Annotated in this window: 12 protein-coding genes; 5 read left to right on the plus strand and 7 right to left on the minus strand. The window is 69.5% G+C overall.

The window, feature by feature from the left end; translation table 11 throughout:
* Positions 1-5: 5 nt before the first annotated feature.
* Together AC3B6C_RS04770 and AC3B6C_RS04775 are read right to left on the minus strand one after the other, a co-directional pair.
* Complete coding sequence (locus tag AC3B6C_RS04770; RefSeq protein ID WP_055475682.1) at positions 6-620, minus strand: hypothetical protein; 615 nt, start codon at positions 618-620, stop codon at positions 6-8.
* A complete protein-coding gene (locus tag AC3B6C_RS04775) occupies positions 578-1,669 on the minus strand; it encodes a DMT family transporter (protein WP_488375176.1) in 1,092 nt (363 codons plus the stop codon). Before AC3B6C_RS04775 ends, AC3B6C_RS04770 begins: the two co-directional genes overlap by 43 nt.
* A gap of 96 nt (positions 1,670-1,765) precedes the next feature.
* Between AC3B6C_RS04775 and AC3B6C_RS04780 the strand changes: the two genes are divergently transcribed.
* Positions 1,766-2,665, plus strand: a complete 900-nt coding sequence (locus AC3B6C_RS04780) for a LysR family transcriptional regulator (RefSeq protein WP_488375177.1) — start codon at positions 1,766-1,768, stop codon at positions 2,663-2,665.
* A 2-nt stretch (positions 2,666-2,667) separates the two neighbouring features.
* Here the strand turns inward: AC3B6C_RS04780 and fgd are convergent, their stop codons facing one another.
* On the minus strand, positions 2,668-3,678 hold the full coding sequence (gene fgd, locus AC3B6C_RS04785; RefSeq protein ID WP_010844846.1) for a glucose-6-phosphate dehydrogenase (coenzyme-F420): 1,011 nt from the start codon (positions 3,676-3,678) through the stop codon (positions 2,668-2,670).
* 134 nt (positions 3,679-3,812) lie between these two features.
* On the minus strand, positions 3,813-4,505 hold the full coding sequence (locus AC3B6C_RS04790; RefSeq protein ID WP_488375178.1) for a GntR family transcriptional regulator: 693 nt from the start codon (positions 4,503-4,505) through the stop codon (positions 3,813-3,815).
* 185 nt (positions 4,506-4,690) lie between these two features.
* On the opposite strand from AC3B6C_RS04790, the gene AC3B6C_RS04795 reads away from it, so the two are divergent.
* The 3 genes from AC3B6C_RS04795 to AC3B6C_RS04805 all read left to right on the plus strand — a co-directional run bounded on the left by AC3B6C_RS04795 (position 4,691) and on the right by AC3B6C_RS04805 (position 8,875).
* Positions 4,691-6,064, plus strand: a complete 1,374-nt coding sequence (locus tag AC3B6C_RS04795) for a cytosine permease (protein ID WP_488375179.1) — start codon at positions 4,691-4,693, stop codon at positions 6,062-6,064.
* A gap of 62 nt (positions 6,065-6,126) precedes the next feature.
* Positions 6,127-6,858 carry a biuret amidohydrolase gene (biuH, locus tag AC3B6C_RS04800; RefSeq protein ID WP_014928299.1) on the plus strand — a complete coding sequence of 244 codons (732 nt, stop codon included), beginning with the start codon at positions 6,127-6,129 and terminating at the stop codon, positions 6,856-6,858.
* A gap of 100 nt (positions 6,859-6,958) precedes the next feature.
* On the plus strand, positions 6,959-8,875 hold the full coding sequence (locus tag AC3B6C_RS04805) for an ABC transporter ATP-binding protein (RefSeq protein WP_010844850.1): 1,917 nt from the start codon (positions 6,959-6,961) through the stop codon (positions 8,873-8,875).
* Positions 8,876-8,887: 12 nt separating this feature from the next.
* Here the strand turns inward: AC3B6C_RS04805 and AC3B6C_RS04810 are convergent, their stop codons facing one another.
* The 3 genes from AC3B6C_RS04810 to AC3B6C_RS04820 form a co-directional block, all read right to left on the minus strand.
* Positions 8,888-9,169 carry a hypothetical protein gene (locus AC3B6C_RS04810; RefSeq protein ID WP_014928301.1) on the minus strand — a complete coding sequence of 94 codons (282 nt, stop codon included), beginning with the start codon at positions 9,167-9,169 and terminating at the stop codon, positions 8,888-8,890.
* Positions 9,170-9,245: 76 nt separating this feature from the next.
* On the minus strand, positions 9,246-9,638 hold the full coding sequence (locus tag AC3B6C_RS04815) for a YidH family protein (protein WP_014928302.1): 393 nt from the start codon (positions 9,636-9,638) through the stop codon (positions 9,246-9,248).
* A 4-nt stretch (positions 9,639-9,642) separates the two neighbouring features.
* Entirely contained in the window at positions 9,643-10,617 is a 975-nt protein-coding gene (locus AC3B6C_RS04820) for an alpha/beta hydrolase (protein WP_014928303.1), read from the minus strand.
* 158 nt (positions 10,618-10,775) lie between these two features.
* On the opposite strand from AC3B6C_RS04820, the gene AC3B6C_RS04825 reads away from it, so the two are divergent.
* The gene (locus AC3B6C_RS04825; protein WP_488375180.1) at positions 10,776-14,651 is read left to right on the plus strand and encodes a Pls/PosA family non-ribosomal peptide synthetase; all 3,876 of its coding nucleotides are present in this window, start codon (positions 10,776-10,778) and stop codon (positions 14,649-14,651) included.
* The last annotated feature ends 27 nt before the right edge of the window (positions 14,652-14,678 follow it).

Raw genomic sequence — 14,678 nt, forward strand, 5'->3', positions numbered from 1 at the left:
GCGAATCAGGATGAGGCGGGAACCGTCGTGGTCGTCGTGGTGACGGTCGGCGGCGGGATCGCGGCTTCGGCGGACCCGGCATCCCCGGTACCCGGCTGCGGTGCCGAGTCATCCGCGGGCACGTCGGACTCGCGTGACGTGGAGGGCGCCGAGGGGGCCGGCGGAGGTGATGATCGACGGGCCGGCGGCGTCGTCCGCTCGGGTACCGGCGCCTCGGCGCGCGCGCTGATCGTGGTCTGGCGCTCGACGCGGTCGGCGCCCGTACCGCCGCCACGGCAGTCGACGACGAAGACCCTCGACACGCTCGGGAACACCGAGGCCCCGAGCGTCCCGCGCGAGCCCGGCCCCATCGACGCGGAGTCGGTGGGACGGAGCGCACCGCTCGGCGTCAAGGTGCACTCCACAGCAGGGCTTCGAGTGGCGTTGTTGTACAGAGTGATCTGCAGATGGGTCCCGTCGACACGCAACGAGCATCCGGGGATCGGCCCGGAACCGGAGAACGGTGGGCAGCTCACAGTGGGCGGCGCCGCAGGCGATTCCGAGTCGACGGTCAGCAGCGTCGCCACCGCACCGAGAGTCAGCGACCCGCCGATGGCGAGGCCGGCGACGAGCTTGCGCATGGCGGTGTCCCCTCGGTTGCGGTCGTGCCGGGAACCCGTCGTGGCTCGGGAGGCGTCAACGCCGGCGACGATGCGTCCAGGCTACGCGCACGCCGGGCCACGCGCGGCCGTCTCGGCAGCAATCGGCGCGCGATGGCGACGCCGGCCAGGCACAGCAGTCCACCGACGATGCCGACACCGGTGGGCAGCTCGCCGAGCAGCGCCCACGAGAGGACGATGACGAGTGCGGGGACCACGAGCGTCGTGGCCGCCATCGCGCTCGCGTCGGTCCGGGCCAGCGCGTAGGCCCACGTGGAGAATGCGATCGCGGTCGGTCCGACCCCGAGGTAGATGACCGCCCAGATCGCGCCCGGCTCGGCGCCGGACAATTCGGTGACGGCGACGGGCGCGAACGGCGCAGTCGCCACCAAGCCCGCGACCGCACCCAGCCAGGTGGCGGTCAGCGCATCGACGGTGCGCAGTGCGGATTTCTGGAGCAGCACGCCGGTCGCGTAGAGAATCGCCGCGGCGACCCCGAGCACGACACCGAGCCAGTCGGCGTGCGCGTCCGCGGTCGCCGACCCGCCGAGTGCTATCAGCACCACCCCCGCGAAAGCGATCGTCATGCCGATCACGAGATGGCGCGGGAATCCCTCTCCCATAAACAATCCCGCGGCGACGGCGACGAGGATCGGCGCCAGGTTCACGAGTAATGCCGCGGTCCCGGCGTCGAGGTGACGCTCGGCCCAGTTCAGCAGGACGGTGTACCCGGCGAACCAGGCGACGCCGTAGGCCGTCACCATGGCGAGCGCTCGACCCCGCGGGAACAGTGGCCGTGCCTGCGCCCCGGCGGCCCGTGCACGCAGACGCACCACCGCCACGAGGATCGTCAGCGGGATGACCGCGGCGAGCAACCGCAGAAAGGCCATGGCACCCGGGGAGAACGTGTCGCCCAGCGCACGGATGCCGACGAACGCCGACGCCCACAACACGACGGTCACGAGTGCGGCGAGCGCGGGCAGTGATGCGGCGGCGGACACAGAGGAGGCCGGCGTCAGGCGCGAGGACATGTCCTCCAGGTTCGCCCATTCCGCACTTCAGGACAAGTGAATACTCATTTCCGATACTTCAGCACCGCTGTAGCGTTCCCGTTGTATCGTCTCCGCATGGTCGACATCCACCGCCTCCGGGTCCTGCGCTCGGTCATCGGCGAGCGGTCCATCGGCGGGGCCGCGGCCGCGCTCGGATACACACCGTCGGCAGTCAGTCAGCACATCGCCACGCTCCAGCGCGAGACCGGGCTGTCACTGGTCGAGCGCGACGGGCGCGGCATCGTGCCGACCGAGGCCGGCCTCATCCTGGCACGCGAGTCCGACACCGTCTTCGAACAGATCGCGCGCGTCGACGGCCTGATCTCGGAGCTGCGCGACGGGCGTCTCGGCCAGCTGCGCATCAACTACTTCGCCTCCGCGGGCGCCACCTGGATTCCGCCGATCGTCGCCACCATCTCCCGCGAGTTCCCCGGGCTGCGGCTCGATCTGCGCCTCATCGAACTGATGGGTCCGTCGTCGGCGTCGCCCGACATCGAGATCTACGTGGCGGACAGCCGACGACCCTCCGCCGAGGTCGCGGGGTTCGTCGGTCGCCGACTGACCACGGACCCCTATCACGCTGTCGTGCCGGAGGATTCAGCGTGGGCCGCGCTGGACTCGGTGACCCTGCGCGAACTGTCCCAGGTCCCCTGGGTCGACAACGACGTGGCACGCGGACCCTGCCGGCAGGCACTGCTCGACGCCTGCACCTCGGTGGGCTTCGTTCCCGACTTCAGCGTGGAGACGCAGGACTACCCGACCGCGATCCGCTTCGTCGCCGCCGGCGTCGGACTCACCGTCGTCCCCGAGCTCGCACTCATCGACCTGCCACCCGGAGTCGCGTCGATTCCCATCGTCGACCCCACGCCCGCCCGCGAGGTGCGGGTGAGGGTGCGACAGGCCGGACTCGACCTACCCCCGGTCCGGCGAGTGCTGGACATGCTCGACGCCGCTGTCGCCCAGACGGTTCCGTAGGCTCAGCCGAGCTTGCGCAGTCGTGGGGCGAGGTCGCGCTCGAAGTTCTCGAGGAAGCGGCGCTGGTCATGCCCGGGGGCGTGGAACACCAGGTGGTTGAGCCCGGCGTCGGTGTAGAACTTGACCTTCTCGACGGCCTCGTCGGGATCGGACGAGACGATCCACCGCTTGGCGACCTGCTCGATCGGCAACTCGTCGGCCAGGCGCTCCATCTCGGTCGAGCTGTTGACGCTGTGCTTCTGCTCCGGCGTCAGCGACAGCGGCGCCCAGAAGCGCGTGTTCTCCAGTGCCAGTTCGGGATCGGGATCGTAGGAGATCTTGATCTCGATCATCTTGTCGATGGTGTCGACGTCGCGTTCGGCCTTCTCCGCACCTTCGGCGACCGCGGGCAGCAGCTTCTCGGTGTAGAGCTCGGGCCCCTTGCCGGAGGTGCAGATGAAACCGTCGCCGGAGCGGCCCGCGTAACGAGCGACGACCGGACCGCCGGCGGCGACGTACACCGGGATCGGCTGCTCCGGAACGTCATACATGTACGCGCCCTGTGTGTGGTAGTACTCGCCGTCGAAGTTCACTTCCTCGCCGGTCCACAGCTCGCGCATCAGCTTGATGGACTCACGCAGGCGCGCGAAGCGCTCCTTGAACTCCGGCCACTCGCCCTGGAATCCCGTCGCGTACTCGTTGAGTGCCTCGCCGGTTCCGACGCCGAGCATGATGCGACCGGGGTACAGGCAACCCATCGTGGCGAAGGCCTGCGCGATGACCGCGGGGTTGTAGCGGAAGGTCGGGGTCATGACCGAGGTGCCGATCTGCACCCGCTTGGTGCGCTCACCGACCGCCGCCATCCACGCGAGGGAGAAGGGCGCGTGCCCGCCGTTGTGCCGCCAGGGCTGGAAGTGATCGCTCACCGCAACCGAATCCATGCCGTGCTCTTCGGCCGCGACCGCGATCTCCACCAGCTCGCGCGGATCGAACTGCTCCGCCGACGCCTTGAAACCGAGCTTGAGTTCTGCCATGTCGCCTCGCTCCTTTGCCACCGGCCCTCATCGCCGGCCCGGGCCGGTCTGTCAGTCGGCCGAATCGTGTTGTGACCTCGCATACCAACGTAGAGCATGCGTGGAAACCCCGGCGTCGCCAGCCTGCCGCCGCGTCAGCCGGCCTGCCTTCCGGCCGTACCCGCCTCATCTACCTCACCGGCGGTGAGCGTCCGGGACGCTCCTGCCCTCGTGTCGGCGATGTGCCGCTCCAGCAAGTCGGCCGCACGCTCGGAGTCGCGGTCGCGCACCGCGTCGAGAATCGCGCGATGCTCGGCCACCGACACGTCGTGCCGTCGGCCCGCGGTCGGCAGGTAGTAGAAGCGAACCCGCTTGTTCACGTCGGCGACCATCGACTCGAGAACACGGTTGTGCGCACAACCGGCGAGGCCGACATGGAAGTCGCAGTTGATCGCGGACAGCACTGCGCCATCGGTCGTCGCGTCCTGACGTTCGACGATCCGCACGAGATCGTCGAGTTGCGCCGCGGTCCGTCGTTGCGCTGCGAGCCACGCCGCTTTCCGCTCGACGATGAGCCGCGCCTCGAACAGGTCCGACAGTTCGGCGGAGTCCCGGTCCCGGACGTAGGTCCCGCGGTTGTGACGACGGACGACCCATCCCTCGGCTTCCAGGGACCGGAGGGCCTCCCGCACCGGGATGTGACTGACCCCGGACTCCCGGGCGAGCTCGTCGGCGTTGATCCTCGTGCCCGGCGCAAGCCGTCCGGAGAGGATGGCCTCCTCCACGTCGGCGCGGATCCGGTCGGCAGGCGCGGGGGTGGCGCCCACGACGGGGGCACGCTCGATCATGCAGAGATCCTATATGACGACGGCCGTCTCGCGCAGAGGTGCGCATGGGGGCGTCAACACCGCGCGAGATCGCGCTCGCTGCACCGCGGACTATGCGGATTAATCGGCTGTTAACGAAGCTGCAACGGAAGCGCGACGCCTCCGGCGTTTCCTATAGGAACTTGCAACGAGGTTCGGGAGGAACCATGAGATCCACCTCAGACATACCGGTCGCCGGCACCAGCCCTGACGACGCCGACGGCGATACGTCGGCGTTCGACGAGTACGAGGATCGGCCGGTACCGGTATCGGCGCGCAAATCGCTCTTCGCGGTGTCGTCGGTGTGGCTCGGGTTCCCGATGATCCTCACCTGCGCCGTCTTCGGCGGCATGATCGTGTACTCGCTCGGGTTCTGGCCGGGTATGGCCGCGATCGCGGTCGGCAATCTGATCCTGATGGCCTACGTCGGACTGCTGAGCTACCAGGCGGGCCGCACCGGCGAGAACTTCGCGCTGATGGCGGCCCGCACGTTCGGCGCCAAGGGCTACCGCATCCCGGCAGCCTTCCTCACCACAGTGGTGATCGGCTGGTTCGCCTTCCAGACCGGTCTCACCGGATCGACGCTCGAGGCGAGCATGGGGTGGAACGCCACGCTGATCGCCCTGATAGCGGGCGTCGGCTATGTCGCGGCGACCCTGCTCGGCATCCGGGCACTGACCGTGATCGGGATCATCGCGGCACCGCTCTATCTGATCCTCGGCGTTCTCGCCATCGTCGACGCCTCGTCCGCGCCGGGCGCCGGAGATTTCGCCTCCTACACCGGCGGAGCAGGGGCCACCGCGCTCACGTTCGGAGCCGCGGTCACGCTCGTGGTCGCCCTGTTCGCCGACTCCGGAACCATGACAGCGGATTTCACCCGCTGGTCGGTCAACGGCAAGCAGGCGTTCCTCGCCGCGTTCAGCGCCTTCCCGGTCGGCAACACCGTCGCGCTGACCATCGGCGGCGTCATCGTGGCGATGGGCGCGGGCGATGATCCGGCCGCCAACGGCGGCGGATTCCTCGGCATCCTCATCGACAACGGCGGCGCGCTGGTGCCGATCGCGGTCGCCTTCGTGTTCATCAACCTGGGTTCGGTGTGCACGCATTGCCTCTACAACGGCGCCGTCGGCTGGAGCGAATTGACCGGCATCCGGATGCGCGTGCTCACCGTCGGACTCGGCGCCATCGGCGTCGCGCTCGCCGTCGCCGGCATCTGGCAGCACTTCGAGGACTGGCTCAACCTGCTCGGCGTCGTCGTCCCACCGCTCGGCGCGGTCCTCATCGTCGACCAGGTGCTGCCGCTGACCAGGCGGGCCGCGTCGTCCGACGCCTCGACACCGTGGCGCGCAACGGCGTTCATCGCGTGGGGCGCCGGTGCGATCGCAGCGCTCGTCACCCACTACTTCGCCCCGGCCCTGTGTGTCGTCGCGGTGGGGATCGTCGTGTCCGGCGCCCTCGCGGCGGTTCTGAGCCGGCGGACGTCCGCCACGTCGTCGACGCCGGACGTCACCGTCGAGGACACCACCTCGGCGCCGGTGTGACTGATGTTCGTCATCACCCAGATCACCACCCGACATCCGCACCCCCCGACCAGGAATCGACCATGACATCTGCTGCACCACATGAATTCTCGACCATCGGCGGCGCACGGCCGTATGCGTGGCCCTACGACGGCGGGTTCGACCCCGCCTCCACCGCACTCCTCTGCATCGACTGGCAGACCGACTTCTGCGGTCCCGGCGGTTACGTCGACTCGATGGGCTACGACCTGTCGCTGACGCGGGCACCGCTCGAGCCGACCGCCCGGGTCCTGGCCGCGGCGCGCGACGCCGGCCTCACGATCATCCACACCCGGGAAGGTCACCGCGCCGACCTGTCCGACCTCCCGGCCAACAAGCGCTGGCGGTCGGGACGGATCGGGGCCGAGATCGGCTCCACCGGCCCCTGCGGGCGCATCCTCATCCGCGACGAACCGGGATGGCAGATCGTGCCGGAGGTCGCTCCGCTCGACGGCGAGATCGTCATCGACAAGCCAGGCAAGGGCGCGTTCTACGCGACCGACCTCGATCTCGTGTTGCGCACCAACGGGATCACGCACATCATCCTCACCGGCATCACGACCGATGTCTGCGTCCACACCACGATGCGCGAGGCGAACGACCGCGGTTACGAATGTCTGATCCTCTCCGACTGCACGGGTGCGACCGATCCCGCCAACCACGAGGCGGCGCTCAACATGGTCACGATGCAGGGCGGTGTGTTCGGCGCCGTCGCCGCGTCGTCGGACCTCCTCGACGTGCTCGGCGCGGGGGTCGCCGACGCGCTCGCCGGATAGCGCTCTCGTCCCCGCGGGGCGGTGTGTTCGCTGCCGGAGGATTCCTCCGGCAGCGAACAGAGTGGACTTGAAGCCAACTTGAAGTTCTACCGTGGACGGCATGAGCATGCAGTCCGTGGCCTGGGACATGATGTACAAGTCCTCCACCCAGCCGAGCAGCAAACGGTTGCGGGGCGACCGCCGGGTGACACTTCGCCGGATCGGCGACTTCGCCCGCCCGCACCGGCGTCGTATCGCCTTCTTCCTCGTCCTGTCGGTCTTCACCGCGGTGCTGACGGTCGTGACCCCGCTGCTGGCGGGCCGGGTCGTCAACCTCATCACCGAGGGCGGCTCGGAGGCGATGATCGTGGGACTCGCAGTCGCCATCGCGCTGATCGCCGTCGCCGAGGCCGGCGCGGGCATCGGCGTCCGGTGGCTGTCGGCGAACATCGGCGAGGGCCTCATCCTCGACCTGCGTCGCGCCGTCTTCGACCACGTGCAGCAGATGCCGGTCGCGTTCTTCACGCGTACCCGTACCGGGGCACTGGTGAGCCGGCTCAACAACGACGTCATCGGTGCCCAGCGCGCGTTCAGCGACACCCTGTCGGGCGTCGTCTCCAACATCGTCACGCTCACCCTGACCCTCGCCGTGATGATCGCGATCAGCTGGCAGATCACGCTGCTCGCGCTGATCCTGCTGCCGGTCTTCGTCGTACCGGCGCGGCGCATGGGCCGGCGGATGGCCGCGCTGTCCCGCGAGGCCGCCGAGCACAACGCCCGGATGTCGACGCAGATGACCGAGCGCTTCTCCGCTCCCGGCGCCACGCTGGTGAAGCTGTTCGGGCGGCCCGACCTCGAGTCCCGGGAATTCGCCGAACGCGCCGACCGTGTCCGCGACATCGGGGTACGCCGCTCGATGCTGCAGGCGTATTTCATGACGACGCTGATGCTGGTGTCGGCGCTCGCCCTCGCCCTGGTCTACGGGCTCGGCGGATGGCTTGCGGTACAGGATCACCTGTCCGCGGGCGCGGTGGTCTCACTGGCGCTGTTGCTGACCCGGATGTACGCGCCACTGACGGCCCTGGCGAATGCCCGCGTCGAGATCATGAGTGCGCTGGTCAGCTTCGAGCGCGTCTTCGAGGTGCTCGACCTGCGGCCCCTCATCACCGACGCGCCGGATGCGATCGCGGTGCCCGGCACCGAGAGTGGCCGACCCGTGCCGGTGTCCGTCCGGTTCGAGGACGTCTCGTTCGCCTATCCGGCGGCCGACAAGGTGTCCCTGGCCTCGTTGGAAGAGGTTGCCCAACTGGACAATCGAGCCGGGACGACGGTTCTGCACAACGTCGACCTGGATGTTCCGGCCGGCAGCATGGTGGCCCTCGTGGGGAGTTCGGGTGCGGGTAAGTCGACCATCGCGAGTCTCGCGACCCGCCTCTACGATGTCGACGAGGGGTCGATCCAGCTGGCCGGGGTGGACATCCGGAAGTTGCAGACCGCGTCGGTCCACCGGACGGTCGGCCTCGTCACCCAGGACGGGCATCTCTTCCACGACTCCATCCGCGCGAACCTCGTTCTCGCGCGGCCGAACACGTCCGACGACGAGATCTGGGACGCGCTGCGGCGAGCTAGGCTCGACGACCTCGTCGGATCACTTCCGGATGGACTGGACACCGTCGTCGGCGAACGCGGCTACCGGCTGTCCGGCGGTGAGCGCCAACGGATGACGATCGCCCGACTGCTCCTGGCCCAGCCGTCGGTCGTGATCCTCGACGAGGCCACCGCGCATCTCGACTCGACGTCGGAGGCTGCGGTCCAGGAAGCACTCGGTGAAGCACTCGAGGGACGGACCTCGATCGTCATCGCACACCGGCTCTCGACGATCCGGGCCGCCGACGAGATCGTCGTACTCGAAGCCGGGCGCGTCGTCGAACGCGGTGATCACCCGACACTCCTCGCCCGCAACGGTCGCTACGCCGAGCTCTACCGCACCCAGTTCGCCGACGACGATCCCGAGGACTCGGATTCGCTGACGGCGTGAGCGCCCGCGGGCTCAGTCGTCGAGGTCGTCGAAGTTGTCGATCAACCCGCGGCGCCGGGGGCGGTCGTCGGTGTCCTTGACCCGCTCACCGAGGCGGCGCCGGAGCTGCATGCCGATCAGCACGACGTTCACGACCACCACGGCGATCCCGACGGCCACCCAGAACCACCGGCCCTCCTGCCACCAGCCGACGGTCAGCCAGCCGATGCAGAAGATGAGGATGGTCGCGCCGACGATGGTCAGCGTCATCGAGAACGTCTGCGCGCTCCGCGAGAAGTCGGGGCCGGTGGTCACGTCGATCTCCCTGGATGGTGGACGGCTGAGTGTCGCGGCCGTCCCGAAGGTAGGAGTGTCGTGGTGAACGGCGAGGTCAGGACTGGATCACCATGACCACCGCGACGAGGACCGCCACCACCACTATCGCAGCGACCACGAGCATGACCTGCTTCGGGCCCGGCATCTCGCCTCCGGTGACCAGCGCGCGCGTCGTCCGTCGCCATCGCCAGGCCCCGAGTACGGCCAGCGAAGCACCCAGCCCGACCATCAGGACGCCCAGCGCGACGTCGATGAGCGGGGTGGTCTCGTCGGGCGACAGGTAGACGACGGCGATCCCGGCCGCCATGAATCCGAGGGCGGTCCGGACCCACGCGAGCAGCGTGCGCTCCGCGGCCAGGGTGAACCGGGCGTCCACCGCGCCCGGGGGTCTGGTCTCCAACTCGTCGGCGTAGGCGGTGCCCGGGTTCGCCGGGGCCGGGGTGTTCACGTCGTCAGCCGGCGCGCTTGCCCGTTCGTTCGTCAGTGGTCTTGCCCTCTCGGATCGCGTCGGTGGCGAAGGCCGCGGTCACCTCGACCGCGTCCAGTGTCTCCGGGTGATGCGAGCTCAGCACCGGAAAAGCATGGATCTGCCAGGCGTAGATGTGGGCCACCGCGGTGACACCCGCCTCGTCGAGCGATTCGACGAGGTCGATGACGTCGGGCTCGAGCATCTCCCCCTCGGCCGCGACCAGGACGGTCGGCGGAAACGACGCGAGGTCGGCGTCGACGATGCGTCGCACACCCGACAGCGGGATCGGGCCCCTGTCGAACTGCGGCGCCAGCCGGGCCATCTTGGTCTTCGGCAGGTAGGCGTCGGAACGGCTGGACCGGTCCGGATGAGTACCCAGATCCATGTCGAGCAGCGGCGAGAACCCGACGAGGGCCGCCGGGGTCGGGAGGTCCCGGGCCGCGACCGCCTCGACCACCTTGGCGGCCAGGAAACCGCCGGCGGAATCCCCGGCGACGATGACCCGACGGAACCCGCGCTCGTTGATCAGTTCGGCGTAGGCGTCGACCGCGTCGACGACGGACGTACCGACACCCGCCTTCGGCAGCTGGCGGTACTCGAGCGAGAACACCGGCACCTCACACGCCCGCGCCATCCGCGCCGCGATCGAGCGGTGCGTGCCGAGCCCGCACACCACGAAGGCGCCACCGTGCAGATAGAGCATCGCCGTGTCGCTGTCCCGGCGCGACGGCCCGACCGGCATGATCAGTTCGGCGGGCCGGCCGGCGAGGACCAGTTGCTCGCGGACCACGCCCCGGGGCTTGGGTCCGATCGCGATGAGCCGGTCGATGAGGAAGAGACCGGCGAGTCCCGGCTTGTTGACCGGCCACAACGCCAGGGTCGGCTTCAGGAGCACACGTGCACCGAGCCACATGGGGAACGACCGCAGGCTGGGCCGACGGTGGTGAACGATGGGCATCAGATTCCTCCTGGCCCGAAACTACACCTCGGAGCCACACGTTTCAGTCCGTTCATCGGCGGCCGCGTTCACTGTGTCGAGGCCGGTCGGTCACCTTCGTCGGCTATATTCTCGGACTCGTGACCCCATCGCGGATGTGCCCGGCAGGTGCCGGTTAGGTGCCGATCCCACCCCAGTTCCTGCTGTCTGCGCAGGCAGACCCCCCTCGCACCCTCTGCGACGTACTCACCGCCACCGCCCGTGCACACCCGGACGCGGCGGCCATCGACGACGGCGAGATGACCCTGACCTACGGCCAGTTGCTGGCCGTGGTCCGCCGCACCGTCGCGCGCCTCGGCGAGGCCGGCGTCGGGCGTGGCAGCCGGGTCGGCATCCGGATGCCCTCGGGCTCGCGAGACCTCTATGTCGCGATCCTGGCAACCCTCTACGCGGGCGCCGCCTACGTGCCGGTCGACGCCGACGACCCGGACGAACGCGCCGAGCTCGTCTTCGGCGAGGCCGACGTCGACGCCATCGTCGACGCGGACGGACCCCGTTCGACGAGAACGGCGTCGACCGCTTCGACGCCCGCGGAACCCCCGGCCCGCCCCACACCCGACGACGATGCGTGGATCATCTTCACCTCCGGGTCCACCGGCAAGCCCAAGGGCGTCGCGGTCACCCACCGCAACGCCGCGGCCTTCGTCGACGCCGAGGCGGCCATGTTCCTCCCGGACGCCCCGATCGGCCCCCACGACCGGGTCCTGGCCGGGCTGTCGGTCGCCTTCGACGCGTCCTGCGAGGAGATGTGGCTCGCGTGGCGCAACGGCGCGTGCCTGGTACCCGCACCGCGCTCGCTGGTACGCAGCGGCATGGACCTCGGACCGTGGCTGGTGGCGCGGGACATCACCGTCGTGTCGACGGTGCCCACGCTGGCCTCGCTGTGGCCGCCCGAAGCCCTGGAAGCGGTGCGGCTGTTGATCTTCGGCGGCGAGGCCTGCCCGCCCGAGCTCGCCGACCGGCTCGCCGTCCCGGGCCGTGAGGTCTGGAACACCTACGGCCCGACCGAGGCGACGGTCGTCGCCTGCGCCGCACCACTGGGCGGCGGCGGTCCGGTACGGATCGGATTGCCCTTGCGCGGTTGGGATCTCGCTGTCGTCGACGCCCAGGGCCAACCGGTGGCCGAAGGCGAGGTCGGTGAACTGGTGATCGGCGGCGTCGGCCTGGCCCGGTATCTCGATCCCGCGAAGGATGCGGAGAAGTACGCTCCGATGCCGACGCTCGGCTGGGAACGTGCTTACCGCAGTGGCGATCTGGTGCGGCTGGACACCGCGGGCCTGCTGTTCATGGGCCGCGCCGACGACCAGGTGAAGGTCGGCGGCCGGCGCATCGAACTCGGCGAGATCGACAACGCGCTGCAGAACCTGCCCGGGGTGAGTGGGGCAGCGGCCGCGGTCCGCAAATCCGCGGCCGGCAACAGCCTGCTCGTCGGTTATCTCGTGTCCGCCGACCCCGGCTTCGACGTGGCCGGCGCGCACGCCGAATTGCGGCGCCAACTGCCCGCCGCCATGGTGCCCACTCTTGCCCTTGTCGACGAATTGCCCACGCGCACTTCGGGAAAGGTTGATCGTGATGCGCTGCCCTGGCCCCTGCCAGGCAGCGGCAGACCAGTGGATGACGACGTAGAACTCAGCGAGACCGAGCTGTGGCTGGCGCAACTGTGGACCGATGTCCTCGGTCTGACCGTCTCCAGCCCCGATGTCGACTTCTTCGCCGAGGGCGGCGGATCACTGGCCGCGGCACAGCTCGTCACCGCTGTCCGCGAACGGTATCCCGACATCTCGGTGGCCGATCTCTATGACCACCCGCGCCTGGGCTCCATGGCCGAGATGCTCGACGCCCGGCGCCCGACGACGAGCATCGACGAACGCCACATCGAACCGACCCCGCGCTCGGCCGGGCTGGCACAGCTCGCACTGACCCTCCCGCTGACGACGCTCACCGGACTGCAGTGGGCGACGTGGCTCGGCGTGGTCAACAACCTCGCGGTCCTCACCGCCGAGCGGATGGACCGCACGGTCGAGTGGCTGGTCGAGATCAACTGGTGGGTCCTGCTGGCGGCGTTCCTGGTCTTCATCACCCCACCCGGACGCATGTGCATCGCGGCCATCGGCGCGCGAGTACTCCTCGCCCGCGTCTCTCCGGGCGTGTACCCACGCGGCGGCAACGTGCACGTGCGGCTGTGGGTGGCCGAGCGGCTCCTCGACGCCAGCGGTGCCGCCAATCTGTCCGGGGCGCCGTGGATGATCTATCTCGCGCGGGCGCTCGGTGCGACGATCGGCCGCGGCGTCGACCTGCACACCATCCCACCGGTGACGGGGCTGCTCACGGTCGGCGACGGCGTGTCCGTCGAACCCGAGGTCGACATCTCCGGCTGGTGGATCGACGGCGACGACGTCCACATCGGTGAGATCGCGATCAAACGCGGGGCGTCGATCGGTGCCCGGTCGACGCTCACCCCGGGCGCGGTCGTCGGACGCGACGCCGTGGTCGCCCCAGGGTCGGCGGTGTTCGGCCGGGTCAAGGCACGCCAGCACTGGGCCGGTTCGCCCGCGGTCAAGATCGGGAAGGCCGAACATCCCTGGCCCGACCACCGGCCCCCGCGGGCGACGTGGTGGGTGCCGGTCTTCGGCCTGTCCTCACTGGGGCTGGCCGCGATCCCGTTGATCTCGCTGGCGTCGGGATTGGCGGTGATCGGGTCCTGGGCACTGACCGCGGACCGCCTGCGGGACGCCGGGATTCGCGCGCTGATCCTGCTGCCCGCGGCCACCGTCACGAGTCTCTTCGTGTTCGCCGCGATCACCGCGGCCCTGGTCCGGCTCGCCTCACTGGGTCTGTACACCGGTTACCACCCGGTGCGTTCCCGCGTCGGCTGGCAGGTGTGGATCACCGAACGCCTCCTCGACGCCGCGCGCACCTACCTGTTCCCGCTGTACGCGAGCCTGCTGACCCCGATCTGGTTCCGCATCCTCGGCGCGAAGGTCGGTGCGGGGACCGAGATCTCGACCGCACTCGTACTCCCCCGGTTCACCACCATCGGCGACGGCGCCTTCCTCGCCGACGACACGATGGTCGCGTCCTACGAACTCGGTGGCGGCTGGCTGCACATCGACGAGGCGAAGATCGGCAAGAGGTCCTTCCTGGGCAACTCCGGCATGACCGGTCCCGGCCGCAAGGTCCCCAAGAACGGTCTGGTGGCGGTGCTCTCGGCGACGCCTGACCGGGCGAAGTCGGGGTCGAGCTGGCTCGGCAGCCCGCCGGTACGTCTGCGCCGGACCGCCGCCGAGACCGACACCTCGCGCACCTTCGAGCCATCGGCCACGCTGAAGGTCGCCCGCTCACTCATCGAGACGCTGCGCCTGGTGCCCGTCATGGTGTCGTTCGGGCTGGGTATCGGCCTGCTGCTCGCGCTGCAATATGTGGCGGGACACGTGCATTACGGGGTCGCAGCCCTGGTGAGCGGCCTGCTGCTGCTGGTCGTCGGCGCGATCGCCTGTGTCACCGCCGCCGCGGCGAAATGGCTCGTCGTCGGACGCATCAGGGTGAGCGAGCATCCGTTGTGGAGTTCGTTCGTCTGGCGGAACGAATTGTCCGACGCCTTCGTCGAAACCGTTGCGGCCCCCTGGTTCGCCAACGCCGCGACCGGTACACCGATCCTCAACCTGTGGTTGCGGATGCTCGGCGCGAAGATCGGTCGCGGCGTCTGGTGCGAGACCTATTGGTTGCCGGAGGCCGACCTCGTCACCCTCGGCGACGGCGCGACCGTGCAACGCGGCTGCGTGGTGCAGACCCACCTGTTCCACGACCGGGTGATGGCCATCGATCGCGTCACCCTGGGTGCGGGTGCGACCCTCGGCCCGCACTGCGTCGCCCTGCCCGCATCCGGACTCGGCGACTCGGCGACCGTCGGCCCCGCGTCGCTGGTCATGCGTGGTGATGTCGTCCCGGCGCACACCCGCTGGCAGGGAAACCCCATCGCTCCCTGGCCGCGCTGACGGGGTTTCGACAAGCTCAACCGGCAG

The organism is Gordonia sp. 11cp, assembly GCF_057767225.1.

Bases quoted from the DNA above. Each gene is read 5' to 3' on its own strand.
- AC3B6C_RS04790 (WP_488375178.1), bottom strand. From the start codon at position 4,505: ATGATCGAGCGTGCCCCCGTCGTGGGCGCCACCCCCGCGCCTGCCGAC.
- AC3B6C_RS04775 (WP_488375176.1), bottom strand. From the start codon at position 1,669: ATGTCCTCGCGCCTGACGCCGGCCTCCTCTGTGTCCGCCGCCGCATCA.
- AC3B6C_RS04820 (WP_014928303.1), bottom strand. From the start codon at position 10,617: ATGCCCATCGTTCACCACCGTCGGCCCAGCCTGCGGTCGTTCCCCATG.
- AC3B6C_RS04770 (WP_055475682.1), bottom strand. From the start codon at position 620: ATGCGCAAGCTCGTCGCCGGCCTCGCCATCGGCGGGTCGCTGACTCTC.
- AC3B6C_RS04795 (WP_488375179.1), top strand. From the start codon at position 4,691: ATGAGATCCACCTCAGACATACCGGTCGCCGGCACCAGCCCTGACGAC.
- fgd (WP_010844846.1), bottom strand. From the start codon at position 3,678: ATGGCAGAACTCAAGCTCGGTTTCAAGGCGTCGGCGGAGCAGTTCGAT.
- biuH (WP_014928299.1), top strand. From the start codon at position 6,127: ATGACATCTGCTGCACCACATGAATTCTCGACCATCGGCGGCGCACGG.
- AC3B6C_RS04780 (WP_488375177.1), top strand. From the start codon at position 1,766: ATGGTCGACATCCACCGCCTCCGGGTCCTGCGCTCGGTCATCGGCGAG.
- AC3B6C_RS04805 (WP_010844850.1), top strand. From the start codon at position 6,959: ATGAGCATGCAGTCCGTGGCCTGGGACATGATGTACAAGTCCTCCACC.